Annotated in this window: 25 protein-coding genes; 19 read left to right on the plus strand and 6 right to left on the minus strand. The window is 57.9% G+C overall.

Annotation, left to right across the window (positions count from 1 at the left end):
* The first annotated feature begins 195 nt into the window (after positions 1-195).
* A complete protein-coding gene (locus ON16_RS12840) occupies positions 196-462 on the plus strand; it encodes a hypothetical protein (protein WP_040663383.1) in 267 nt (88 codons plus the stop codon).
* Between the two features lie 161 nt (positions 463-623).
* On the opposite strand, the gene ON16_RS12845 is transcribed toward ON16_RS12840, so the two are convergent.
* Positions 624-1,829, minus strand: a complete 1,206-nt coding sequence (locus tag ON16_RS12845; protein ID WP_040663386.1) for an AfsR/SARP family transcriptional regulator — start codon at positions 1,827-1,829, stop codon at positions 624-626.
* 241 nt (positions 1,830-2,070) lie between these two features.
* On the opposite strand from ON16_RS12845, the gene ON16_RS12850 reads away from it, so the two are divergent.
* The 8 genes from ON16_RS12850 to srtB all read left to right on the plus strand — a co-directional run bounded on the left by ON16_RS12850 (position 2,071) and on the right by srtB (position 8,181).
* Entirely contained in the window at positions 2,071-3,084 is a 1,014-nt protein-coding gene (locus ON16_RS12850) for a transglutaminase-like domain-containing protein (RefSeq protein ID WP_081579707.1), read from the plus strand.
* Positions 3,085-3,347: 263 nt separating this feature from the next.
* Positions 3,348-4,388, plus strand: a complete 1,041-nt coding sequence (locus tag ON16_RS12855) for a type II secretion system F family protein (protein WP_040663389.1) — start codon at positions 3,348-3,350, stop codon at positions 4,386-4,388.
* Between the two features lie 4 nt (positions 4,389-4,392).
* Positions 4,393-4,716 carry a hypothetical protein gene (locus ON16_RS12860; RefSeq protein ID WP_040663392.1) on the plus strand — a complete coding sequence of 108 codons (324 nt, stop codon included), beginning with the start codon at positions 4,393-4,395 and terminating at the stop codon, positions 4,714-4,716.
* Positions 4,717-4,739: 23 nt separating this feature from the next.
* On the plus strand, positions 4,740-5,213 hold the full coding sequence (locus ON16_RS15115; RefSeq protein ID WP_051131757.1) for a DUF4860 domain-containing protein: 474 nt from the start codon (positions 4,740-4,742) through the stop codon (positions 5,211-5,213).
* The gene (locus tag ON16_RS12870; RefSeq protein ID WP_040663395.1) at positions 5,210-5,635 is read left to right on the plus strand and encodes a hypothetical protein; all 426 of its coding nucleotides are present in this window, start codon (positions 5,210-5,212) and stop codon (positions 5,633-5,635) included. The genes ON16_RS15115 and ON16_RS12870 overlap by 4 nt, the downstream gene beginning before the upstream one ends.
* Positions 5,628-6,056, plus strand: a complete 429-nt coding sequence (locus ON16_RS15120) for a hypothetical protein (protein WP_051131758.1) — start codon at positions 5,628-5,630, stop codon at positions 6,054-6,056. Before ON16_RS12870 ends, ON16_RS15120 begins: the two co-directional genes overlap by 8 nt.
* A gap of 33 nt (positions 6,057-6,089) precedes the next feature.
* Positions 6,090-7,148 (plus strand): type IV pilus twitching motility protein PilT, encoded by a 1,059-nt coding sequence (locus ON16_RS12880; RefSeq protein ID WP_040663398.1) that lies wholly within the window; start codon positions 6,090-6,092, stop codon positions 7,146-7,148.
* A gap of 25 nt (positions 7,149-7,173) precedes the next feature.
* Positions 7,174-8,181: a class B sortase gene (gene srtB, locus ON16_RS12885; RefSeq protein WP_051131759.1), complete on the plus strand. Its 1,008-nt coding sequence runs from the start codon at positions 7,174-7,176 to the stop codon at positions 8,179-8,181.
* Positions 8,182-8,252: 71 nt separating this feature from the next.
* Here srtB and ON16_RS12890 read toward each other — a convergent pair whose 3' ends face one another.
* On the minus strand, positions 8,253-8,810 hold the full coding sequence (locus ON16_RS12890; RefSeq protein WP_040663401.1) for a biotin transporter BioY: 558 nt from the start codon (positions 8,808-8,810) through the stop codon (positions 8,253-8,255).
* 168 nt (positions 8,811-8,978) lie between these two features.
* Here ON16_RS12890 and ON16_RS12895 point away from each other — a divergent pair, with 168 nt between their 5' ends.
* Genes ON16_RS12895 through ON16_RS12905 form a run of 3 tightly spaced genes read left to right on the plus strand, consistent with a single transcriptional unit; the run spans position 8,979 to position 11,152 of the window.
* Positions 8,979-9,983: a biotin--[acetyl-CoA-carboxylase] ligase gene (locus ON16_RS12895; RefSeq protein WP_040663771.1), complete on the plus strand. Its 1,005-nt coding sequence runs from the start codon at positions 8,979-8,981 to the stop codon at positions 9,981-9,983.
* Between the two features lie 42 nt (positions 9,984-10,025).
* Positions 10,026-10,568: a chromate transporter gene (locus ON16_RS12900; RefSeq protein WP_040663404.1), complete on the plus strand. Its 543-nt coding sequence runs from the start codon at positions 10,026-10,028 to the stop codon at positions 10,566-10,568.
* Positions 10,565-11,152 carry a chromate transporter gene (locus ON16_RS12905; protein WP_040663407.1) on the plus strand — a complete coding sequence of 196 codons (588 nt, stop codon included), beginning with the start codon at positions 10,565-10,567 and terminating at the stop codon, positions 11,150-11,152. Before ON16_RS12900 ends, ON16_RS12905 begins: the two co-directional genes overlap by 4 nt.
* A 123-nt stretch (positions 11,153-11,275) precedes the next feature.
* Here ON16_RS12905 and ON16_RS12910 read toward each other — a convergent pair whose 3' ends face one another.
* The 3 genes from ON16_RS12910 to ON16_RS12920 all read right to left on the minus strand — a co-directional run bounded on the left by ON16_RS12910 (position 11,276) and on the right by ON16_RS12920 (position 13,785).
* Positions 11,276-11,638, minus strand: a complete 363-nt coding sequence (locus tag ON16_RS12910; RefSeq protein ID WP_081579710.1) for a DUF1294 domain-containing protein — start codon at positions 11,636-11,638, stop codon at positions 11,276-11,278.
* A 59-nt stretch (positions 11,639-11,697) separates the two neighbouring features.
* Positions 11,698-12,624 carry a pseudouridine-5'-phosphate glycosidase gene (locus ON16_RS12915; protein ID WP_040663410.1) on the minus strand — a complete coding sequence of 309 codons (927 nt, stop codon included), beginning with the start codon at positions 12,622-12,624 and terminating at the stop codon, positions 11,698-11,700.
* A 69-nt stretch (positions 12,625-12,693) separates the two neighbouring features.
* Complete coding sequence (locus ON16_RS12920; RefSeq protein ID WP_040663413.1) at positions 12,694-13,785, minus strand: PfkB family carbohydrate kinase; 1,092 nt, start codon at positions 13,783-13,785, stop codon at positions 12,694-12,696.
* Positions 13,786-13,950: 165 nt separating this feature from the next.
* Between ON16_RS12920 and ON16_RS12925 the strand changes: the two genes are divergently transcribed.
* The 7 genes from ON16_RS12925 (at position 13,951) to ON16_RS15125 (ending at position 19,966) form a co-directional block, all read left to right on the plus strand.
* On the plus strand, positions 13,951-14,802 hold the full coding sequence (locus tag ON16_RS12925) for a hypothetical protein (RefSeq protein WP_040663416.1): 852 nt from the start codon (positions 13,951-13,953) through the stop codon (positions 14,800-14,802).
* 156 nt (positions 14,803-14,958) lie between these two features.
* On the plus strand, positions 14,959-16,710 hold the full coding sequence (locus ON16_RS12930; RefSeq protein ID WP_040663419.1) for an ABC transporter ATP-binding protein: 1,752 nt from the start codon (positions 14,959-14,961) through the stop codon (positions 16,708-16,710).
* A complete protein-coding gene (locus ON16_RS12935; RefSeq protein ID WP_040663421.1) occupies positions 16,703-17,500 on the plus strand; it encodes a YlmH family RNA-binding protein in 798 nt (265 codons plus the stop codon). The genes ON16_RS12930 and ON16_RS12935 overlap by 8 nt, the downstream gene beginning before the upstream one ends.
* A 10-nt stretch (positions 17,501-17,510) precedes the next feature.
* The gene (locus ON16_RS12940) at positions 17,511-17,726 is read left to right on the plus strand and encodes a DUF4177 domain-containing protein (RefSeq protein WP_040663775.1); all 216 of its coding nucleotides are present in this window, start codon (positions 17,511-17,513) and stop codon (positions 17,724-17,726) included.
* Between the two features lie 13 nt (positions 17,727-17,739).
* Complete coding sequence (locus ON16_RS12945; RefSeq protein ID WP_040663424.1) at positions 17,740-17,949, plus strand: DUF896 domain-containing protein; 210 nt, start codon at positions 17,740-17,742, stop codon at positions 17,947-17,949.
* 5 nt (positions 17,950-17,954) lie between these two features.
* A complete protein-coding gene (locus ON16_RS12950; protein ID WP_040663428.1) occupies positions 17,955-19,205 on the plus strand; it encodes a 5-bromo-4-chloroindolyl phosphate hydrolysis family protein in 1,251 nt (416 codons plus the stop codon).
* Positions 19,206-19,318: 113 nt separating this feature from the next.
* Entirely contained in the window at positions 19,319-19,966 is a 648-nt protein-coding gene (locus ON16_RS15125) for a helix-turn-helix transcriptional regulator (protein ID WP_051131761.1), read from the plus strand.
* A gap of 157 nt (positions 19,967-20,123) precedes the next feature.
* Here the strand turns inward: ON16_RS15125 and ON16_RS12960 are convergent, their stop codons facing one another.
* Positions 20,124-22,703, minus strand: coding sequence for a cation-translocating P-type ATPase (locus ON16_RS12960; RefSeq protein WP_040663431.1), 2,580 nt, complete (start codon positions 22,701-22,703; stop codon positions 20,124-20,126).
* Positions 22,704-22,831: the final 128 nt, after the last annotated feature.

The following is a 22,831-nucleotide window of genomic DNA, read 5'->3' on the forward strand; positions in this document are numbered from 1 at the left end:
AGGTCTTCGCTTTTTGCGCTTCATCCCTGAAACCGATAGAGTGGCGGCGTTAAAAAATCAGGATTTGATAGGTTTGACGCTGCAATAAAAATCTTTCTCGACTATAAGTATAATTTTTTCCCACAGGTGTCAAAATGAGTCTGGATAATTTGCGGTCCCGCAGCGCGGGATAGTTAAAAAAAGGAGTGGAATGGAATGGTCAAAGGGATTTCCCGGCGGGTAGTGGTCGTGGATTCGCCGGACAGACGATATTTTGAGCAGGCAATCTTTATCGTGCGCAACGACGCGGCGGGAGAAGGCGTCTCAGCCCGGGAACTGGTGGAGGAGGCCCGCCGGGTGGCGCAGGAATACACCGGCGGCGCGGGGCTGCGCAAGCGGATGGACCAGATGCCTCCGGTGCTGTGGTCCCTGACCGGAGCGGGGGCCTGCGGACTGGTGTGGCTGCTGGTATCCGTGCTGTGAGGCGGTAAAAAAGAGACGGCGCACGCAAAATCTTGGCGGAATTTAAAGAGGGAAGAGGCACTTTCAAAAGTTGAAAGTGCCTCTTCCCTTGTGTCTCACCGGTGAAATTTTATAGCCGCGAAGTAAAGGCCCCTGACCTTGGCGGGCAGAGGCCTAAAAACTCAGGCGTTGGGAACCAAGGGCTGAACCGTATAGCCCAGCTTGGCGGGAGAGTGGGGATACTGCCGCGCGAAGGCCCGAAGGATCCGGTCACATACCATGCAGCTGTTTTCGTAGTTGGCCTGCGGAAGCATCACGATGTACTGGGAGACGCTGCACCGGGATACCACATCGCCCTTGCGAAGATTTCCGATCACCACATCCTGCAAATTATCCATACAACAGTCCAGACTACGGCGGGACAGCGGCTTGGATTCGTTTCCCGTGGCGGAGATCAAAGCAATGTGAACCGCCTCGCCGCTGCGGGCCACGGCGCGGGCTTCTGCCTGATAGACAATGCGAAAAAAGTCGTAATCGCACAGCAGCGCGCCGCTGGAGCTGCCGTTCTCATCCAATTGCTCCCGCAGAAGGCCCAGATTCATGGACCGCTCGTTCACAGTGTGGGCGGCTTCCCGATAGATAGCCTTGCTCTCATCCGCGGGCATGATGCCAAAGTTCGCAAAGAGCAAATCGCTCATGGTTTCATAAGTTTTAATAGAACCCGGCTGGTCGCCAAGGTCCAATTGTGCGCGCATCAAGAACTGATATAGACTCTCGTCGTAAGGCTCTACCAGAATTGCCTGATTGCAAAGCGCCACGATTTCAGCGTGACGCTGCTGCTCCCGAAGCAGGGGAAGAACGGCCCGGAGAGTTCTTAAATAAAGATTGTGGAAATAAGTACACTGAGGAACAATCCATGGCTCGGACGACAGCTTCGGAAGAAAATCGCCCTGATAGAGATCCAGTGCGTTCTGATAGGCTTTCAGCTGCGCCTGCGGATCTTGCAGCGCGGCGGCGGATTGGCACAAACTCTCAAATTCTTCTACATCCACGCAAACGGGAACCGCATCGTTCCATGTATAGCTTCCCTCTCTGCGGACAATCAGCGTGTGGCCTGCGCCGGCGCCCAATCCGTCCAGCATGGAGCGAACCCGGTGGAACATGGTCTTCAGGGCGTTGACAGGGTTGGTGGTCCCCTCATCGCCCCACAGAAGGCTGAAAAGCTCATTCTGCGGGATCGGATGGTTCCGGCAGCAGATCATGTAGGCCAGAAGGAGCCATACCTTCCGCGAACGATTGTCGCCGTCGGTAATTTCCTGACCGTTCCAGGACAGAGAGAATCCCCCAAGCATTTGAATTTTCAGAATGGACGGATGCCCTTCATCCAAGTGCGCCACCTCCTGCCGGTTTCAAATAAAAAGAATCTGGTAGACCTATCGGGGTTAACATATCTGCATGATAGCACAGCCCTATTTTTTTTGCAACTGTTACCTACTTAAAGTTACATATTCCATATAAAATGAAATGAAAGAGTGGAAAAATACTTTACTTTTGGGATAGAGACTGATACAATATTGTCGAATAAAAAGGCTTGAAGCGGTCTGGCGGACAAAGGGGAGTGAACAGACGATGAGGAGTAAATTGGAAAGAGCGGCCGCAGCTTTTCTGGCGGCGGCTTTGATGACAGGTTGCGGCGCGGCCGGCGGAACGCAGAGCGCGGCTGTCTCCGCTGCGGAATCCCATAGCGCCGAGTCGGCAGCGGCTGAGGCCCTCGGCGGCGAGACGTGGAACATCGAGGATGAGGCCGTTGCGCTGGCGGAATCTCCTTCGGCGGTGCCCCTGTCTATTACGCCAAAGGCCCCTGGAACCTTGGTACAGAAGACCGATAAGGCGGTCATTGATTATTCCAACACTGCGGACGGATATATTATGGCCCAGTATACCGCGTCGTCCGCGGTAAAACTGAAGGCGCAGGTGACCGGCCCCAGCGGCGTGACCTATACCTATGACTTGACCCCGGGCAAGTGGGCGGTATTCTCCCTGTCCGACGGCAGCGGCAGCTATAAAGCCACCGTGTTCCAAAATGTCTCCGGCAGCAAATATGCCACGGTCACCTCGGTGACGTTCACTGTATCGCTGGAGAACGAGTTTGCCCCCTTCCTGCTGCCCAACCAGTATGTGGATTATTCGGACGCGGCGAAGACGGTTGCCAAGGCCAAACAGCTGACCAAGGGCAAAACCGAGACGCTGGATCAGGTGCAGGCGGTGTATGAGTATGTGGTGAACAACCTGACCTATGACAAAGAAAAGGCCGCCACGGTGAAAAGCGGTTATCTCCCTGTACTGGACACAGTGTTGGCCCAGAAAAAAGGCATCTGCTTTGACTATGCCTCTCTGATGGCCGGAATGCTCCGCAGTCAGGATATTCCCTGCAAGCTGGTGGTGGGGTATGCGGGTACGGCGTACCACGCTTGGATCAACGTCTACTCCGTAGAGACGGGCTGGGTCAACGGTGCGATCTATTTTGACGGGGTGTCTTGGAAGCTGATGGACCCCACCTTTGCCTCCAGCGGGAAGCAGAGCAAGGAGATCATGAGCTACATTGGCGACGGCACCCATTATACCGCGAAGTACGTTTACTAAGGCGGGATTTAAAAAGATTGACCGCAGTGCGGCGTTCCGGCGGAGCGTTGCTGGCCTTGTCCCGCATCAAAACACTTAGATTTGCTTCGGCAGCCTCCGCTGTTTCTGAATCTGACGTGAATCCGCCTTCCGAGCGAAAAAGCCTTTACTATTGAATTGAAAAACGTTAAAATGGGCTTGCAGTATCTGCAAGCCCATTTTTTCCCTTTATTAGCCGGACTGCGGCGGCTGACTGCCCATTTTTTGAGAATGAGGGTTCAAGCATGAACAGACTTTCCAACAATCAGATATCAACTTTGTGCATGGAGCTGGCGCTGATGCTCCACGCAGGGATCAGCGCGGACGACGGCCTGCACCTGATTCTGGAGGATGAGAGTGCCGCGAGTGACCGGGCCGTGGTGGAATACCTCTCCAAGGCTGTGGACGACGGAACGCCGTTAACCAGAGCTATGGCGGATACCGGCGCGTTTCCCGCGTATGTGACGGGCCTTGTGGGGGTTGGCTTTCGCACCGGGCGGCTGGAAGAGGCATTGAACGCCCTGTCGCGCTACTATGATGACCGCGCCCGGCTGGAATCGCAGGTGCGCAGCGCCCTGCTCTATCCCGCGCTGTTGCTGCTGCTGATGCTGGTAGTGGTGGTGGTACTGCTGGCCAAGGTACTGCCGGTGTTCGATCAGGTGTTCCGCTCTTTGGGCGGGGCCATGACCGGCGTGGCCGGGGGACTGCTTCGGGCGGGACTTTGGCTGGACGGCGTATTGCCGGTCATGTGCGTGCTGCTGGCGCTGGCGGCGCTGGTGCTGGCTGCTTTTGCTGTGTCGGATTCCTTCCGGGATCGCTGCCTTCGTATCTGGAGAGCGAGACACGCCGTCAAGGGCGTCACGGGAAAGCTGACCTCCGCCCGGATGGCACAGGCGCTGTCCATGGGCCTTCGCTCCGGCCTTCCCATGGAGGAGTCGCTGGATTTGGCGGGGTCTTTGATGGAGGATATTCCCGCTGCCCAAAAGCGCTGTCAGGACTGTCGTGCTAAGCTGGACGGCGGCGCGCCGCTGGCGGATGCGCTGAAGGAAACCGGCGCGTTTCCGCCGGTGTACTGCCGCATGCTGGCACTGGGAGTGCGCAGCGGGTCCGCCGACACGGTGATGGAGGAGATTGCCCGCCGCCTTTCCGACGAGGGGGAAGCGGGCTTGCAGGAGCAAGTGGGCCGGGTGGAGCCGGTGCTGACCATTGCGGGATCGCTGCTGGTGGGGGTCATTTTGCTCTCCGCCATGCTGCCGCTGCTGAACATCCTGTCTGCTGTCGGGTGAGCGGATGAGTGTGAAGACGAAATTTACCTCCGTCCTGCGGATTTTGGCGGGCCCGGCGGCAATCCTTCTGGCGGCGCTGGTGCTGACGCTGGCGGTGGAGAACCTGTCCCACGGCAGCACTGCCGAGGGGCGGGACCGGCTGGAGGACGCGGTGCGCCGTGCCGCAGTGACCTGTTACGCCAGCGAGGGGCTTTACCCACCGACGCTGGCGTATTTGGAGGAGCATTACGGCATGCAGGTGGACGAGAGCCGATACACCGTGTTCTATGAGGTTTTTGCGGAGAATTTGATGCCGGATATCACAGTGGTGGAAAACGAGGGCGCATGAGAGAAAGCGGAAGACAACATCATATGGATGCTCTGTTTGTCCTTCTCAGCTTCGGCGTGTTTGCGGTATGCGTCCTGCTGGTTCTGCTGACGGGGGCGCGCACCTATCGTGCCCAAACGAACCGGGATCAGGAGAGCTGGGATCGGCGCACTGGCGTGCAGTACGTGGCGGCGAAGGTGCGCCACGCCGACGAGGCGGGGGCGATCTCCTTTTCCGGCGGGGACGGCGGGCTGTGGTACGACACGCTGAACTTGAAGGAGACTTACGGCGGAGAGGAATATGTCACCGCCATTTACTGTTATGACGGCTACATCCGGGAGCTGTTCACCGTGGAGGGCGGGGTATATGCCCAGGAGGACGGCGAGCCGGTATTGGAGGCGCAGGGACTGCGGTTTGGCTGGGACGGGGAGCTGATTCAAGTGGAAGCTACCGACGTAAACGGCAATACCAGTCGGCTGGTGCTATCCCCCCGCTGCCCAGAGGGGGTGGGCGCATGAGGAGCAAAGCGCCACTGGCGCTGATGGAGCAGCTGGTGATGGCGCTGGTATTCGCTTTGGCGGCGGCACTGTGCGTGCAGGCCTTCGCGCTGTCCAGCCGCATTTCCAGAACCGGCGCGGCCCGGGATCGGGCAGTGATCGAGGCGCAGAACGCGGCGGAGCGATGCAAGGCGGAGGGCTTTGACGCGGCGCGGCTGGAAGGTCAATTGACAGGACGCACGGAACAGGGCGTTGTCTACGCGCTCTATGACGAGAACTGGGAAACAGTCGGATACTTGGCGGAGTATGCCTATTGCTTGCAGGTGCAAAATGTCCCTGCCCAGCCGGGTCTTGGCAAGGCGGAGGTGCGGGTGAGCACGGCGGACGGCGAAATCTTGTCGGAACTGTTCGTGGCATGGCAGGAGGTGGACGGCGATGCGTGAGCGCGAAAGTCGGCGGTTTTCCCCACCGGTGGTGGGGGGCAGCTCCCTTCTGATTATTTTTGCCGTGCTGTGCCTGACGGTGCTGGCGATGCTGAGCCTTTCCACAGCACAAAATAATGCGAAGATGAGCCGCGCCTCGGCGGACAGCGTGACCGCTTATTATGCGGCGGATACACAGGCGGAGGAGATTCTGGCCCGTTTGCGCGGTGGAGAGATGCCTGACGGTGTGATCGCCGAGACGGACGGCGGGGGAACCCGCTATGAATATACCGTCCCTATTTCCGATACGCAGGTGCTGTCCGTTTCCGTATATCTGGAGGGAACGGACTGGAAGGTTCTGCGCTGGAAGGCGGTTTCCACCGCGGACTGGACGCCGGACGACAGCATTGAGGTTTGGGACGGAGAAGCCGTCATGTTTTAAGGACCACTGCGGTGAAAGGATTGAAAAAGACCGATGGAAGTGAAACAGTACTTAGAAAGAGCGGTGAGCGACGGGGCATCCGATTTGTTCATCGTAGCCGGCGGCCCGGTGAGCGAAAAGCTGGACGGTCATATCCGGCCCCTGACGGAAGGCCGCGTTCTGCCGGATGTCACGCAGCAGCTGATTCAGGAGGTTTACCGTCTGGCAAACCGGGATATGAAGCGGTTTTTGGAAACGGGGGACGACGATTTCTCCTTTGCGCTGGCGGGCCTTGCCCGGTTCCGTGTGAACACTTACCGCCAAAGAGGATCCATGGCCTCCGTCATCCGGGTTGTGTCCTTTGATGTGCCGGACTATAAAACTCTGGGTATTCCCGAGAGCATCATGAACATGGTGGAGGACACCCACGGCCTTTTGATCGTCTCCGGCACTGCGGGTAGCGGCAAGTCCACCACGCAGGCCTGCCTGATCGACCGGATCAACCGGACCCGGGAAGCCCATATCATCACGTTGGAGGACCCTATCGAATTTCTCCACCGCGATCAAAAAAGCATTGTCAGCCAGCGGGAGGTCACGATTGATACGGTGGACTATTTGTCAGCTCTGCGGGCCAGTCTCCGTCAGGCACCGGATGTGATTTTGCTTGGCGAAATGCGGGACCACGAGACGATCCGCACCGCCATGACCGCGGCGGAGACGGGACATTTGGTCATCGCCACACTGCACACCAAGGGCGCGGTGAACACCATTGACCGCATTATAGATGCGTTTCCCAGCCAGCAGCAGTCTCAGGTGCGGACGCAGCTGGCCATGGTACTGCGGGCGGTAGCGTCCCAACAGCTGCTGCCGGAGAACGATGGGGGGATGGCGCCTGCCTTTGAGCTGATGACGATGAACAGCGCCGTGCGCAGCATGATTCGGGACTGCAAGACTTATCAGATTGAAAATGAAATGCGGACAGCCGGGAAAGAGAACATGTTCGCCATGGATCAGTCCATTTTGAATTTGTTCCGCGCCGGAAAAATCACGCGGGAGACTGCGTTGGATTATGCGGACAACCCGGATCAGCTCCGGCGCAGGATGGACGCATGAAGGATGCTATGAAAGGAGCGGGATTATGAAGAAGGTGCGCAAGACCTTGATCGTCCTGCTGGCCGTTGTGTTTTTAGGCAGCATCGGTGTTTTGATCCGCCAGCTGCTCCAATACCGGGAGGGGGCGCAGACCTATTCCGAGGCCGAAGAGCTGGTGGGCCTGCCGGATTTTTCAGAGGAGACTGCACCGCCAGCGTCTTCCTCTGAAACGGGGACAACATATGTTGACCCCTATGCCGATGCGCTGGCCGCCATGGATTTTTCCGCTCTGCGAGAGGTCAATGGCGATGTGCTGGGCTGGATTCTGATTCCCGGAACCAAAATCTCCTATCCGCTGGTGCAGGGAACGGATAACCAGTATTATCTGAGCCACACTTGGAAAAAGTGGAACAGTGTGGTGGGAGCAATTTTTCTGGAGTGCAACAACAGCGGCGACTTTTCTGATTTCAATACCCTTGTGTACGGACACCGGATGAACGACGGCTCTATGTTCGCGGGATTGAAAAACTACAAGCAGAAGAGCTATTTCAAAAGCCATCCCGCAGTCTATATCACCGATGATAGCGGAACCCGGAAATACGATATTTTTGCCGCTTATGAGGTCAGTACGCAGGGAGACACCTATCGCATCGGCCAGCACAGCGACAGCGCCAAGCAGATATACATTGACTATTGCTTGTCCCAGTCGCTTTACGACACCGGCGTGGTCCCCACGGTGAACGACCGAATCGTCACCCTCTCCACCTGCACCGGAAACGGTCATGCCACCCGCTGGGTGGTGCAGGCCCGGCTGCTGGGGTCGGCCAAGGAAACGCCTGCCGACGCACTTGCGCAGACTGATTCCGCCGCAGCTCCGGAAACACCTGCTGAAGTCCTCCCGGAACCGGATACCTCCGCGTCTGCATCTGCCGCTTCCGGCTCGGCAGAAAATCCTGTGGATGCCGGTGTGCCTGCGGCGGAGAACGCACAAACCCCTGCTGGACAGACGAGCGGCGCAGTTGCGGTGCCTTCCGAGACAAATGAAACTCCGTAAGCAGAAGAAAAGCGTTCCGCAGACGAAGTTCGTTTGCGGAACGCTTTTTTAATGAGTTTTAAGTTTAAAGGTCAGGAGGGATTCTCCGTTGCTGCGGCTTGGGTTTTCACATGGGGCAGCAGCTTGGGCGAGAGAATGCCCACCACCAGAATTTTCACCATATCGCCGGGGAGGAAGGGAATCATGCCCGCCATGAAAACAGCCCATGTGCTCAGACCTTTTCCTATGTAGACATTCAGAATAAACGCCATATAGGGCAGTCCCACCAGATACAAAACCGCCAGTCCTGCAAGAGACGCCAGCAGGATACGCCACAGGGACCGGCTGCCCGCCGTCAGCTTGCCAATTACCCAAGCGGCGGGGATCAGTCCGATCAAAAAGCCGCAGGTGGGATAAAGAAAGTATCCAAAACCGCCGCCGGAAGTGAAGATGGGCAGTCCTAAAAGACCCAGCGCCACGTACACCAGCTGACTGAGCGCGCCGTATTTCGCCCCCAGCAGGACGCCTGCCAGAGCGGTGAAGAAAAATTGCAGAGTAATGGCAGAATAGAGAAACGGAATCTTGATAAACGCGCCCACGGCGGTTAACGCCGCAAAAAGAGCGGTTAAAATCAGCATTTTTGTTTTCATGACGCCTCCTATTGTAAACCGGAAAATTAACTTGGTTTACAATAGAATAGCACACTTTTCAAAATTGTCAACTATGGTTTTTTAACGAGTTTACAAATGGAGCGGCAGTTTACAAAATGGGCAGAATATGGTATGCTGACACAGAATTTGCGGAAGGAGGCGGACTTCATGAGTCGTCAAACGGTACTGGAGCTGCTGAAAAGCCGCGGGGAGGACTTCCTCTCCGGAGAAGAGATTGCCCAGCGGCTGGGTTTGAGCCGGGCGGCTGTGTGGAAGGCGGTGGATGCTCTGCGCAAGGAGGGCTATGTCATCGAGGCCCGAACCAGCCAGGGCTATCGGCTGACCGGCTCGCCGGACGTGCTGACAGAGAAGGAAATTCGCAGCTTTCTGGGGCCTACGGCGCTGGTGGGAAAAAATCTGGTGTGCCTTGAAAGCGTGGATTCCACCAACACTTATTTAAAAAAGCAGGCGCTGACCGGAATTCCGGACGGGACAGCTGTCACGGCGGACTGCCAGACCGGGGGCCGGGGCCGCATGGATCGGGTGTTCCAGAATCCAAAGGGAAAACTGGTGGCGCTCTCCGTGCTGCTGAGGCCGGAGGTGCCGCTGGAGCGCCTGACCTGCGTTACCGCGCAGACCGCCGTGGCGTTGTGCGGCGCGGTGGAAGAGGTTTGCGGCGTGCGGCCGCAGATCAAGTGGACCAACGATTTGGTGATCGACCGAAAAAAGCTCTGCGGCATTCTAACGGAAATGGCGCTGGAGGGCGAGACGGGACGGCTGCAATATCTGGTGATGGGCATTGGCGTGAATGTTCATCAAACGCCGGAGGATTTTGGTCCGGAGCTGGCTGAGATAGCAACGTCTTTGGATATGGTCCTTGGCCGACACATCTCCCGCCCCGCGCTGGCGGCGGCGGAGATTCGGGCGCTGGACCGGCTGTATGCGGACATCTGCCGGGGAGATACCCAGCGGTATGTGGATGCGTACCGGCGGGACTGCGTGACGTTGGGGAAAACCGTGCAGCTGCTCTCCGCCGACGGTCGCCGGGAGACGGCGCAGGCGCTGGATATCGACGATGAATTCGGCTTGATCGTGCGGCTGGCGGACGGCACGGTGCGGACCGTCCGCACCGGGGAAGTCTCTGTCCGGGGAATGTATGGCTATGTGGATTAAGACCTGCACGGCAAAGAATCAAACATCAAGGGAGAAAGCGGATTGAAAAAGTATTGGGAGCTGTTTATCACCTTTGCAAAGGTGGGCGTGATGACATTTGGCGGTGGAATGGCCATGCTGCCGATTTTGCAGCGGGAAATCATGGAAAACAAGGGCTGGGTCACCGAGGATGAACTGACGGACTATTTTGCCATCGGCCAGTGTACGCCCGGCATCATCGCGGTGAATACCGCCACCTTTGTGGGGCAGAAGCTGTGCGGCGCGTTGGGCGGCATCGTGGCGACGCTGGGTGTTGTGTTTCCGTCTCTCGTTATCATTACAATTCTGGCGGGCCTCATCAACAACTTTTCGGATTTGGCATGGGTGCAGAATGCCTTTGCGGGGATTCAGGTTTGCGTCTGCGTCCTGATTCTCAACGCGGTGGTGAAGCTGCTGAAAAAGTCCGTGGTGGATAAGCGGACGCTGGTGATTTTTCTGCTGGTGCTGGCAGGGGGATATGCACTGAACGTCTCTCCGGTGGTATTTGTGGTGCTCTCCGCGCTGGCGGGCATCGTGCTCAAGCAGCTGGAGGTGAAAAAGGCATGATCTATCTTCAGCTTTTTTGGGAGTTTTTTAAAACCGGCCTTTTTGCCGTGGGCGGCGGAATGGCAACCCTGCCGTTTTTGTCCCATATCGGTGAGTCTACCGGCTGGTACACGCAGGCGCAGTTGATGAACATGCTGGCGGTGTCCGAATCCACACCCGGCCCCATCGGCATCAACATGGCGACCTATGTGGGGTTCACGGTGGCCGGCGTCCCGGGAGCGGTGATCGCAACCCTCGGCGAGGTGACGCCCTCCATTATCGTAATTTTGATTATCGCGGCGATTTTGCAGCAGTTCCGGCACAATAAATATGTGGAATTTGCGTTTTACGGCCTGCGCCCCGCGTCCACCGGACTGATCGGCGCGGCTTGCGCAGGCGTGATCGTGGAGACGCTGATAAATACCGCCGCTGTTTCCACGGCAGGCGTGGACTGGGCAAGCCTGCTGAAATGGCAGGGTTTGATTCTGGCGGCGATTTTGCTGGTGTTCACCAATTGGGTGAAACCCACGAAGAAGTGGCACCCCATTATCTTCATTGGAATTTCCGCCGTCGTTGGCATCGTTTTCCGCTTCGGCGGCGTATAAAATTCCCTGCCTGATTTAAGAAAGACGCACACCGGATCGGCATATTGATGAACAAATTGAGGCAGAGGGTCCAAAGCCATTTGGCTTTGGATCCTCTGCCTCAATAAATTCCTCGATGACCGCTCACCAAGCGGAGTGGAAATAGACCCAGATTCCTGCGGCGACGACGAACTGCAGAATCAGGATCGCCGGGATACCAAAGCGGAACGTCTTGTGCAGAGTCTTGTGGTGAAAGACCTTCATCCCAATCAGCGCGCCTATACTGCCGCCAATGGCGCTGAGAAAAAACAGCGTTTTTTCCGGGACGCGTCGGGCGGATTCGTGGTGTTCCTTCCATTTGGCTTTCCACTTGTCAAAACCAAATACGAAAAATGTAATCAGGTTGATAAGTACCAGCCACACAGCGAGAATCCCCCAAGGCGAGCCGATAAAAGCCCAAAGTGTGGTTCCGGTGGACTCTGGTGGAATAAATGATACGGTTTCCATACAGACCTCCTGAAAAAAGCTGGCCGGGGTATCCCGGCCAGCTCATTTTATATCAACTTTCAGTTCTTTGCAAGGCTTGCCAGCTCTGCGGCGGTCTTGGCGGCCAGACGGGCGTTGTTATACACCAGCTGGATGTTGGAATTCAGAGAGTCGCCGCCGGTGAGATCCTTGATCTTTGCCAGCAGGAAGGGAGTCGTCTCCTTGCCGTGGATGCCCTGCTTCTTCGCGTCGGTGATTGCCTCGTCGATAGCCTTGTTGATAGCATCTGCATCCATGGAGTATTCCTCGGGAATGGGGTTGGTCACCAGCATGCCGCCGCCGAGGCCCATCTCCTGCTTGACGTGAAATGCCTTTGCCAGCTCCGCGGGCGTGTCCAGCTCATAGTCCACCTTGAAGCCGGATTTGCGGGTGTAGAACGCGGGCAGTTCCTCCGTGCCGTAGCCAATGACGGGAACGCCATGAGTTTCCAGATACTCCAGCGTCAGTCCCAGATCCAGAATGGATTTGGCGCCCGCGCAGATGACCATAACGGGCGTATGGGCCAGCTCTTCCAGATCGGCGGAGACGTCCATGGTGGTTTCTGCGCCCCGGTGCACGCCGCCGATGCCGCCGGTAGCAAAGACCTTGATGCCCGCGAGGTTGGCGATAATCATGGTGGTGGTAACGGTGCAGGCGCCGTCTCGGCCCTGTGCCACCAGCACCGGCAGATCCCGGCGGCTGGCCTTGGGAACGGCGTGACCGGTCTTGCCCAGATAGTCGATCTCCGCTTCGCTGAGGCCCGCCTTCAGGCGGCCCTTGATGACGGCGATGGTGGCGGGCACGGCCCCGTTGTCCCGGATCAGCTTCTCCACATTCAGCGCCGTCTCCACGTTTTGAGGATAGGGCATACCGTGGGAGATGATGGTGGATTCCAGAGCCACAACGGGTTTGCCCGCGTCCAGCGCGGCTTTGACTTCGGGGGCGATATCCAGATATTTGTTCAACATAATGATTCCTCCACGTATAATTTGTTCAAGAAATAGCAATTTGTTTTAAAAAATCGGGCGTTTAAAGGACTACGCCGTCTCACCGGTTTTGGCCCGGCGAAGCAGCTCCTCCTCCCGCATGGCGGGATTGATCGTCTCGCCGCTCTCCATGGCGATGGAGGACGCGGCCAGACCCAGTCGGGCAGTGCCTTCCAGATTCGTACCTTGCAGATACGCCCAAGTAATGGCGGCCATGAATGCATCGCCGCAGCCGGTGGTATTCACCATGGTGCCGGGGATGACCGGCAGATGAACGCTTCCCTCGTGATCGGCAGCGAAAACCCCGTCGCTGCCCAAAGAGATAAAGACCCGCCGCAAGCCGGTTTCCAGCAGCGTTTTTGCCGCCAGACGCAGACTCGCCTCGTCGGTGATCTTCACACCGGAGAGCAGTTCCGCCTCAATGCGGTTGGGCTTGAGGGTGTGGAGCTTGCCGAGGATGGGCCGTATTTTCTCCGCCTTCGCGGTGGAAACTGGGTCGCAGAAGATGGGGGCCGCGCAGTGCTCCGCCAGATATTGAAGCGTCTGCGCCGGGGGATTCGTATCCGCCACCACCACCTGCGCGCCGTCCAGCAGTTTTTGCCGCTGGGCTAAAAACTGGGGGGTGAGATGCTGGTAAATATCCATGTCGCTGACTGCCAGCGCCATGTCGCCACGCTCGTCCGTAATAAATAGGTAAGTGGACGTGTGCTCTCCCGACAGAAACGGGGCGTGGGACACGTCAATGCCCAGTTCCGCGCAGCTGGCGGCAATCTTCTGGGCGTTCAAATCGTCTCCAAACACTGTCAGAAGCCGCACATCCATCCCCAGCAAGGCCATGTTGTGTGCGATATTCCGCCCCACGCCGCCAAGGCTCATGCGCACCCGTCCGGGATTGGAATCGTGAGCCACCGGGGATTCCGACGGCCAGCCGCCGATGTCCATGTTCACGCCGCCCACCACCGCTGCGTATGGCTCGGTGCGGACGATGTAGCCCTTTCCGGCAATGCAGCCCTTTTTCATCAGGTTCGAGATGTGTACCGCCACGCTGGAGCGGGTAATGCCCGCTTTTTCCGCCAGTTCCTGCTGGGAAATCAGGGGATTTTCCTCGATCCAGTTCAGCAGCTGGCGCTCTCGCTGCGTCATGGGGCCACCTCCTAAACTTTTTTAAATTTAATAATCACATGTTTAGTTTACTCGTTTTCATGGATTTGTCAATAGAAAAATCTTTGTTTATCCGCACAAAATCTGAAAGAGGTGGAACGAAATGGTGAACGGCTCCGTCCAAACCGAAAAGGAGGATGAACCGAAATGAATTATAGACAAATTCTACCGTTTTTCGCGGCGCTGAGTCTGGTGTTGAGCGCCTGCGGGCAGGTACCGCAGGGCGGCGGGAGTACCCTGCCGGATGGCGCGGCTTCCGGAACCGGAGAAACCCGGCCCGCCGGAGCGGTTCTCACCTGCCGTATTGTGGACGGGGCGGCGGACGGTCGGCTGCTGCTGGCGGATCTGGACGGAACGGCAAACGGCGTGTATACTCTGCCGGTGGGAGAGATTCCAGTGACAGTGGACGGAAAAAACGCCGCCGCCGAAGACCTTGCCGACGGAATGACATTGGAGGTGGAATACTCCGGCGACGTCCTAGAGACGTATCCCGCCCAGCTAGCGAACGTCTCGGCCCTGCGGGCGCAGACAGCGCCCGACGGTAGACTTGCCGACCTGTGCGGACTTTATCTCCGGGTGCTGGACGACCTCTGGGCCGTGGATGCGGGACTCAATGGAATGGAGGACGGCGGCACGGTTCCCTACGTGGGCGTGGATTTGAGCGGCGCTCCCGGAGAACTGACAGCCGCGGAAAAATCCGCGATTATCTGGCAGTTTGGGCAGGCCCACGGTGTGACTCCTCTGACCGGAACTTTCGACGAGCTGGCGGAGCAGGGCTATATTGACCGGGAGGGCCTTTACTGGAAGGACGGCGTTCTGTTTTCCATTAAAGAAAACTACGGACACGACACGGAATGTTACAGTCTGCCGGTACTGCACTTCGACGCGCAGAAGTGGCGGAGCGGCCTGGGTGCCTATTTCTTCTCTGACTGCACCGCTGTCTGGCCGGAGAGCGGACCGTGGACGGATTACACCGTGGGAAGCGAGGCCATCTCCTGAGCGCAGTGCTTGGGAATCAAGGATAAAATCCCGGTCAGATGCAGGGCGTTTGACCGGGATTGCTTGTTGCGCGGAGCACACGGGCGTGTTATAATCAACTCTATATTGAAATTTCGCGGTTCTGAACAGGAATCGGATAAAAAACAGGAGAGAGACATGACCGGCAAAGAATTTCAAGAACGTTCCTTATTGCAGATTTTTATCAGCTATTTTAAGCCCCACCGGCGGCTTTTCTTTTTGGACATCACCTGCGCACTGATCATGTCCCTGATTGATCTGGCGTTTCCGTTTATTTCCCGGTGGTGCATGTATACCTTGCTGCCCGCCAATGCGTGGCAGGCATTTACTGTGGTCATGGTTATCGTGATGGCGGCGTTTACGCTCCGCGCTGGACTGAGTTATGTGATCTGCTATTACGGCCATACCTTTGGCATTTTGGTGGAAGCGGATATCCGCCGGGACCTGTTCCACCACATGCAGGACCTGAGTTTTGGCTACTATGACAAAAACCGCACCGGGCAGCTGATGAGCCGCCTGACCGCCGACCTGTTTGACATCACGGAGCTGGCCCACCACGGGCCGGAGGATGTGTTCATCTCCATTGTTACCATTGTGGGCGCGCTGGCGGTGATGTTCTCCATCCAATGGCGGCTGGCGCTGGTGATTGCGTTGATTTTGCCGGTATTTTTTGCCGTGGTTTGGAGCTGCCGAAAGTCCATGGGCGAGGCGTCCGACGCGGTGAAGCGGAAGACCGCCTCTATCAACGCGGACATTGAGTCCGGCCTTTCCGGCATCCGCACCGCTAAGGCCTTTGCCAACGAACAGGCGGAGCTGCACAAATTCGATTCCTCTAACGAGACGTTCAAAACCTCCAAGCGGATGTTTCACAAGGCCATGGGCCGGTTCAACGCCGTGATGGAGTTTTTCCTATGCATGCTGCAGGCGGCGGTGATTGCCGTGGGCGGGTGGCTCATCATGCGCGGACAGATGAATACCATCGACCTCATCACATTCAGCCTGTATATTACCACCTTTGTCAGCCCCATCCGCAAGCTCTCCTCCTTCATGGAACTGTTTGCAAACGGCACGGCGGGGCTGAAACGGTTTGCCGAGTTGATGCGCATTGAGCCGGATTTGAAGGATGCTCCCGGCGCGGAAAATCTCTCCCGGGTAGAGGGACGCATTGATCTGGATCATGTGAGCTTTGCCTACCGGGACGGGTTGCCGGTGCTGCGCGAAATCGACCTGCACATCCGCTCCGGCGAGACGGTGGCGGTGGTGGGTCCTTCCGGCGGCGGAAAATCCACGCTGTGCCAGCTGATTCCCCGGTTTTACGACGTGTCCGAGGGCAGTGTGCGGCTGGACGGCAGGGACGTGCGCCAAGTGACGCAGCGCTCGCTGCGGCGCAATGTGGGCGTGGTACAGCAGGAGGTCTTTCTTTTCGCGGCCAGCGTGCTGGAAAATATTCGCTACGGTCGGCCCGACGCCACAGAAGAGGAGATTTTTCAGGCCGCGAAAGAGGCGGAAATCTATGAGGACATCATGGCGTTGCCCGATGGGTTTGATACCTATGTGGGCGAGCGGGGAACCCTTCTTTCGGGCGGACAGAAGCAGCGTATCTCCATCGCCCGGATCTTTTTAAAGGACCCCCCGGTTCTGATTCTGGACGAGGCTACCTCCGCGCTGGACAGCGTGACCGAGGCGAAGATTCAGGCCACCTTTGACCGTTTGGCTCAGGACAGAACAACCCTGATTATTGCCCACCGGCTCTCCACCGTCCGCAACGCGGACCGGATTTTGGTGGTGGAGAACGGTGAAATCGTGGAGCAGGGGCCTCACGAGGAACTGCTGGCGAAAAACGGCGCCTACGCGGCGCTCTATCACACACAGGAGTTACAGCATGGATAAAACGAAGCTGCTGGACAAGGCGGCAAAAAGCGGCGACGAGCGGCTGATACTGGCCCGCGTTTTGGACAAGCTGGAACAGAGCCGCAACCGCAATATTCCCACGGCCACGGATTTCCTCTCTCCGCAGGAGCGGGCCTCCGCCGAGACGCTGCTGCGCTTGGCAGGAGCGCGGGAAACGGAGTACGTATCTCTCGGCGGCTATGAGGGCGCGGAGCGCAGAATTTTTCTGTTTCTGCCCGATTGGCTGGATCAAGAGAGCGCGGCGGAGCAAAGCCCTCTTCGGTGCCTGCGGGCGAAATACCGCCCGGAGTACGATTTGACGCACCGGGACATTTTGGGCAGCCTCATGGGCATGGGCATCACCCGGGAGAAAACGGGGGATATTTTGGCGGGGAAGGAGTCCTGCGACCTGATCGTGTTGGAGGGAGTGGCGGACTTTTTACTCCAAAGCTGGGATCAGGCGGGCCGGGCGAAACTGAGTGTCAGCGCCATCGACGTATCGGAGCTGTCCGCGCCGGAGGAGAGCTGTCAGGAAGTTCGGGACACGGTGATGAGTCTGCGGCTGGACGCCGTGGCATCCACCGGCTTTAAGATGGCCCGTGGCAAGGCTGCGTCGCTGATTGAAAGCGGCAAAGTTCAGGTGAACTGGCAGGAGTGCACAAAGCCGGATCGGCTTTTGGCGGAGGGGGACACCGTCTCTGCGCGGGGACTTGGAAAGTTTCTGGTGGAGGCGGTTGGCGGCGTGACGAAGAAGGGACGCACCTCCATCGTCCTCAAACGCTATGGATAAGGAGCTGGACATGCTGGAATATGAATTTGAGCGCGTTCACGCGGAGATGGGCGGATACAGCATCTTCGGCGGAATCGGCATTGAGACGGAGGGCCACCGGGAGGTCATCCTCCGCCGTGCTGCGGAGGGCTGGCGGTACGCAGGCTGGCTTCCGGCGGTTCAGCGAGGCACGGGACACGTTGAGGAAATGGATTTGGTGTTTGTGCGGGAACGCGCAGATGCCTGAGCAGGAGGAAGCTATGGAGCAAACAAAGATCGACCGCATCAACGAACTGGCCCGCAAGGCCAAGTCCCCGGAGGGACTGACGCAGCAGGAGGAGCAGGAGCGCGCCGCGCTGCGCCGGGAGTATGTGGACGCGGTGCTGGGAAATTTACAGGGTCAGCTGGATCACACGTACCTTCAGCGGCCTGACGGGTCTAAGGAAAAGTTAAAGAAAAAAGAGGAGTGAGGACAATGCCGAGTAGAAACCAAGGTGGGGAACAGAAGGAGGGCGGCTGGGGTTCTTGGGCGCTGATCGTATTCCTGTTCGCCATCGGCGTTTGGCCTGTGGCGTTGTTTCTGCTGTTTTCAAAGCTGTTTGGGAACGACAATAAAAAGAAGCGGAGTGCTGCCGTTCCACCCCCCCTGCAGGTGAATTACGCGGGAGAGCAGGGACACGCTGCCCGCCATGCGGCGGCGGACAGTCGCGCCAGAACCGCGGCGCAGAATATGGTGAAGTCTCCGGCGATCAAGAAGTCCAATGCCCGAACGCTGAAAATTATCGGCATCATCATGATGGCGGTGGGTTTGCTCTCCGCAAGCGACCCGGCGAACATGGTGTTTTCAGGCTATGTGTCCGGCTTCATCTGGGATTTGCTGCAATATATGGCCATCGCGGTGGGCGGCTTGGGCATGTTTTGCGGCGGACTTAAAATGGACGCCAATATGCGCCGCTATGCCCGGTATCTGGCGGTGATGGGAGACGCTGAAGCCGTCCCGCTGGCGGATTTGAGCAGGAAACTGGGCTGGTCCGAAAGAAGAATTGGAAAAGACCTTGGAAAGATGATTGATAAAGGGTATTTCGGCGGTCGGGCATATCTCGATCAGGGGCTGGGATACTTCTTCCGCAGCAGTCAGGCGGATGCGGAACTCAAGCGCCGGCGGGAGGCCCAGTCCGCCGCCAAGGAACCGCCCAAAGAAGCGCCCAAGGAGACGGAGGAAGGATATTCCGGCATTCTGCGGAATATCCGCCGGGCCAACGACCGGATCGCCGACCCGATGCTGACCGCTAAAATCGACCGGCTGGAAGAGATCACCGCCCGCATTTTTCGCGCGGTGGAGGAAGATCCGAAAAAGCGCAGCCGCATTGATACGTTCCTGAATTACTATCTACCCACCACTCAAAAGCTGCTGGACGCCTATGCGGAGTTCGATGCCGCGGGCGTGGAGGGGGAAAACCTGCGTCAGGCGAAGCAGCGCATTGAAAAGACTATGGATTCCATCGTAGCGGGGTTTGAACACCAGCTGGACGAGTTGTATAAGTCGGATGCCATGGATGTGGACAGCGATATCCGGGTGATGGAGACGATGCTTCACCGGGACACCGCCAGCGTGGAAAAGGATTTCGGGCTGGGCGGCGCGTCAAGCGCACCGAAGGCCTCCGCCTCCGCCGGAACCGGAGACGTGGATCTGGGCGGCGCGGCGGCGCAGACACAAGGAGAATAAAACAGCGAAAAGCCGGGCAAAGCCCGGCTTTTCACTGCATTTATCGGAGTGCAAGGATTCCTTGCGTGACTTTTTTTCGCCGGTTTGCTAGGATGGTGACAGGAGCTGATGAAATGAACGCAATTACAAAAAATCTGAGAGGACTGCGGAGGGAGCGGAATCTGACACAGGATGCGCTGGCGGAGCAGCTGCACGTTACCCGTCAGACCATCTCCTCGTGGGAAACGGGCAAAACGCAGCCCGACATCGAGACATTGACGGAGCTGGCGCAGGCACTGGGCACGGATGTAAACGGCCTGATTTACGGTGTGCGTCCGGTGGAGGTTCCCTATCCGAACCGCCGCCGAGAGCGGATCGCGTTCGCGGCTGTCTGCGCCGTGATTTTAGTAGTTTGGGTGGTGCTTGAGCTGACGCTGGTTCCTCAGCTCAAGACGTTGCAGGCGCGGACGTATCAGGTTCTGCCCGGCTTGATTTACCGCGCCACTGCCCGCCCGATGGCGGGACTGGCACTGGCCGGCCTGGGACTGGGAACGCTGTCTATCTGGAAAGATATCCGCATCAAGCGGCGGGGGATTCGGCTGGCATTTTGTGTGGCGGGCATTGTGCTGTTGGTTTTGATCTGGGGCGGAATCGTTTGGGGAGTCAGCGGCGGGACGAGTCCCATCCGTGCACTATATACACTGCTCGGCAAGCTGCTTCGCTATGATTTGTGGGTGTTTATCGTGATCGGTGGGTGCTTGTATCTGGGATTTGACCGATGAGGTATCTTTTCCCTTTCACGACTTCCGGCCTAAGGAAGAGGGGAAAGGGAGCGAAGCGCAGTCTTCGTTCAAAGGCGGAAACAAAGTAAAACGGCCTCTGCCCGAAAGGGCAGAGGCCGCTTTAAAAAGAACGAATAAAAGATTTTCAATCAGAATCTTATTTCTTTCGAAGGGCTTTCAGAATCTGAATGACGACCATGCTGCCAAAGGCCAGACCCACGATAGCGCCCAGATTCATCGCAGACAGCGCCGCCACACTGAACAGCGGCTCCAACGCCGGAACCATCAAGACGCTTCCCAGCAGCAGTCCGCCAACAGCGAAAGCACCCAACAAATAGCGGTTATTGAAGAACTTCTTCGTGAACAGAACGGGGTGGGCGGATTTGCAATTGAACCCGTGGAACAGGCGGCTCAGACACAGGGTTGCAAACGCCATGGTGCTGCCGGTGGCCGCTCCGCCGGCGGAAAGGCCGATGTGGAACGCGACAATGGTGGCAAGGGAAATGACGCAGCCCTCCACACCCACGTTGGTAAGGAAATCCTTTGTTAAGATTCCCTCGCTCCGGGGACGGGGTTTTTGAAGCATCACGTCCTCGCTCTGCGGCTCCAGACCCAGCGCGATGGCGGGCAGACTGTCCGTCAGCAGATTGATAAACAACAGGTGAACCGCCGCGAAGGGCACCGGAAGTCCCGCCAAGGATGCGTACAGCACCGTCAAAATTCCCGCCATGTTGCCGGAGAGCAGGAACTGAATGGCTCGCTTGATGTTGGCGTACACGCCCCGGCCGTTTTCCACAGCCCGGATGATGGTGGCAAAGTTGTCGTCCGCCAGCACCATTCCGGCGGCGTCCTTCGCCACCTCTGTGCCGGTGACGCCCATGGCCACGCCAATGTCCGCCTGCTTCAGGGCCGGGGCGTCGTTCACGCCGTCGCCGGTCATGGCCACAAGATTTCCCCGCTCCTGCCAAGCCCGCACAATGCGGATTTTATGCTCCGGAGACACCCGGGCATAAACGCTGACCTTGGGCACAAATGCTTTCAGCTCCTCGTCGCTCATCGTGTCGATCACCGCGCCGTCCACGGCTTCGGTGCCCTCGGTCAGAATACCGATCTTTTTGGCGATGGCCGCGGCGGTGATCCGGTGGTCACCGGTGATCATCACCGGACGAATACCTGCGGCGGCGCACTCTGCCACCGCCCGGGCGGACTCTTCCCGGGGCGGGTCCATCATGGCAATCAGTCCCAGAAAGTCCAATCCGTTTTCATCGCCCAAATTGACCGACGGGGCATCCACCTTTCGGCAGGCGAAAGCCAGCACACGCAGTCCCTCCCGGGAAAACTGCTCGTTGACGGCCTCAATTTCCTTCCGCTCCTCCTGAGAGATGTGGGTGCGGTCCAACAGCACGTCTACCGCGCCCTTGGTCATCATCATGAGTCCGCCGGAGAGCTGGTGAACCGTGGACATCAGCTTTCGGTCGGAGTCAAAAGGAATCTCCGTTAGGCGGGGGTACTTTTGGCGAGTCTCCTCCTCGTCAAAGCTGAACCGCTCGCCGAGGCGCACCAGCGCGGTTTCCGTGGGATCGCCCACCTCGCCGTTTTCGTTCACCGTCGCGTCGCTGCAAAGCAGGGCGGCGCGCAGCAGCGGCTCTTGCAGGGGATCGCCGAAATCCGCCTCTTCTACCGGGATGATCTTTCCTTTTGCGTAGAGCTTTTGCACGGTCATCTTGTTCTGCGTCAGGGTGCCTGTTTTATCAGAGCAGATAACGGATACGCTGCCCAAGCCTTCCACTGCCTGCAATTTCCGGATAATCGCGTTTTCCTTCGCCATCTTTCGGGTGCCGAAGGAGAGGACGATGGTGACGATGGAGGAAAGCGCCTCCGGAATGGCCGCCACGGCCAGCGCCACGGCGAAGAGGAACGCGTTCATCACCGGCTCGTTCCGCACGAATACGCTGACGGCGAACAGGATGCCGCAGAGAATCAAGATGCAGAGGGAGAGCTTTTTGCCAAACTGGTCAAGGCTTACTTGCAGAGGCGTCTTCTTTTCCCCAGCGGCCTTCAGCAGCGCCGCGATGCGGCCCATCTCCGTGTCCATTCCCACGCCGGTGACCAGAAAACGTCCGCGTCCATAGGTGATGAAGCTGCCGGAGTACACCATGTCCTTCCGGTCGCCCAAAGGCGCGTCTCCGGCGACCTCTTGGGGGTCCTTTTCCACCGGCAGACTCTCACCGGTGAGGGCGCTTTCGTCCGCTTTCAGCGCCGCGCAGTCCAGCAGCCGCCCATCGGCGCACACTGCGTCGCCCGCGTCCAGACACACCACGTCGCCCACGGTAACGTCCCGTCCCGGAATTTCTATTACCACGCCGTCCCGCAGCACTTTGGCCGTCGGGGCGGACATCCGCTTGAGACTTTCCAGCGATGCGGCGGCCTTCACGGTTTGAACCGTGCCCAGCACCGCGTTCATCGTAATGACCGCTAAAATGACCGCAGCGCTCTCCGCGTCTCCCAGCGCGATAGACACTGCCGCTGCCGCGATCAGCAAAATAACCAGAAAGTCCGCAAATTGCTCCAGAAAAATGCGGACCGTGGACTTTTGCTTTTCTGCACGCAGCTCATTGGGACCGTTCTGTTGGAGGCGCGTTGCGGCTTCCTCCCCCGTCAATCCCTGTTCGGTGCAGCTGAGGTCGCGGAACAGCTCCACTCTTGTCTTTTGCCAGATTTCTTTTTTATCTGCCATTGTTCTTCTTTCCTTTCCTACCGGCCGACGCAAAAAAAGCGAGACTTTTGCGCCAACGCCAAAGCGTTTGCTCAAAAGTCTCGCCAGTTCGATCCGAAGCGGGGCAGAAATTCTGCCCGTATTGACGC

Source organism: Oscillibacter ruminantium GH1, assembly GCF_000307265.1.
Classification (GTDB): domain Bacteria; phylum Bacillota; class Clostridia; order Oscillospirales; family Oscillospiraceae; genus Oscillibacter; species Oscillibacter ruminantium.

What these genes read in the sequence shown, in the direction of transcription:
- ON16_RS12940 (WP_040663775.1), top strand. Translation starts at nt 17,511, where the DNA reads ATGCTGGAATATGAATTTGAGCGCGTTCACGCGGAGATGGGCGGATAC.
- ON16_RS12895 (WP_040663771.1), top strand. Translation starts at nt 8,979, where the DNA reads ATGAGTCGTCAAACGGTACTGGAGCTGCTGAAAAGCCGCGGGGAGGAC.
- ON16_RS15120 (WP_051131758.1), top strand. Translation starts at nt 5,628, where the DNA reads ATGCGTGAGCGCGAAAGTCGGCGGTTTTCCCCACCGGTGGTGGGGGGC.
- srtB (WP_051131759.1), top strand. Translation starts at nt 7,174, where the DNA reads ATGAAGAAGGTGCGCAAGACCTTGATCGTCCTGCTGGCCGTTGTGTTT.
- ON16_RS12910 (WP_081579710.1), bottom strand. Translation starts at nt 11,638, where the DNA reads ATGGAAACCGTATCATTTATTCCACCAGAGTCCACCGGAACCACACTT.
- ON16_RS12950 (WP_040663428.1), top strand. Translation starts at nt 17,955, where the DNA reads ATGCCGAGTAGAAACCAAGGTGGGGAACAGAAGGAGGGCGGCTGGGGT.
- ON16_RS12855 (WP_040663389.1), top strand. Translation starts at nt 3,348, where the DNA reads ATGAACAGACTTTCCAACAATCAGATATCAACTTTGTGCATGGAGCTG.
- ON16_RS12930 (WP_040663419.1), top strand. Translation starts at nt 14,959, where the DNA reads ATGACCGGCAAAGAATTTCAAGAACGTTCCTTATTGCAGATTTTTATC.
- ON16_RS12880 (WP_040663398.1), top strand. Translation starts at nt 6,090, where the DNA reads ATGGAAGTGAAACAGTACTTAGAAAGAGCGGTGAGCGACGGGGCATCC.
- ON16_RS12840 (WP_040663383.1), top strand. Translation starts at nt 196, where the DNA reads ATGGTCAAAGGGATTTCCCGGCGGGTAGTGGTCGTGGATTCGCCGGAC.
- ON16_RS12860 (WP_040663392.1), top strand. Translation starts at nt 4,393, where the DNA reads ATGAGTGTGAAGACGAAATTTACCTCCGTCCTGCGGATTTTGGCGGGC.
- ON16_RS12890 (WP_040663401.1), bottom strand. Translation starts at nt 8,810, where the DNA reads ATGAAAACAAAAATGCTGATTTTAACCGCTCTTTTTGCGGCGTTAACC.
- ON16_RS12925 (WP_040663416.1), top strand. Translation starts at nt 13,951, where the DNA reads ATGAATTATAGACAAATTCTACCGTTTTTCGCGGCGCTGAGTCTGGTG.
- ON16_RS15125 (WP_051131761.1), top strand. Translation starts at nt 19,319, where the DNA reads ATGAACGCAATTACAAAAAATCTGAGAGGACTGCGGAGGGAGCGGAAT.
- ON16_RS12905 (WP_040663407.1), top strand. Translation starts at nt 10,565, where the DNA reads ATGATCTATCTTCAGCTTTTTTGGGAGTTTTTTAAAACCGGCCTTTTT.
- ON16_RS12935 (WP_040663421.1), top strand. Translation starts at nt 16,703, where the DNA reads ATGGATAAAACGAAGCTGCTGGACAAGGCGGCAAAAAGCGGCGACGAG.
- ON16_RS15115 (WP_051131757.1), top strand. Translation starts at nt 4,740, where the DNA reads ATGGATGCTCTGTTTGTCCTTCTCAGCTTCGGCGTGTTTGCGGTATGC.
- ON16_RS12960 (WP_040663431.1), bottom strand. Translation starts at nt 22,703, where the DNA reads ATGGCAGATAAAAAAGAAATCTGGCAAAAGACAAGAGTGGAGCTGTTC.
- ON16_RS12945 (WP_040663424.1), top strand. Translation starts at nt 17,740, where the DNA reads ATGGAGCAAACAAAGATCGACCGCATCAACGAACTGGCCCGCAAGGCC.
- ON16_RS12870 (WP_040663395.1), top strand. Translation starts at nt 5,210, where the DNA reads ATGAGGAGCAAAGCGCCACTGGCGCTGATGGAGCAGCTGGTGATGGCG.
- ON16_RS12915 (WP_040663410.1), bottom strand. Translation starts at nt 12,624, where the DNA reads ATGTTGAACAAATATCTGGATATCGCCCCCGAAGTCAAAGCCGCGCTG.
- ON16_RS12920 (WP_040663413.1), bottom strand. Translation starts at nt 13,785, where the DNA reads ATGACGCAGCGAGAGCGCCAGCTGCTGAACTGGATCGAGGAAAATCCC.
- ON16_RS12850 (WP_081579707.1), top strand. Translation starts at nt 2,071, where the DNA reads ATGAGGAGTAAATTGGAAAGAGCGGCCGCAGCTTTTCTGGCGGCGGCT.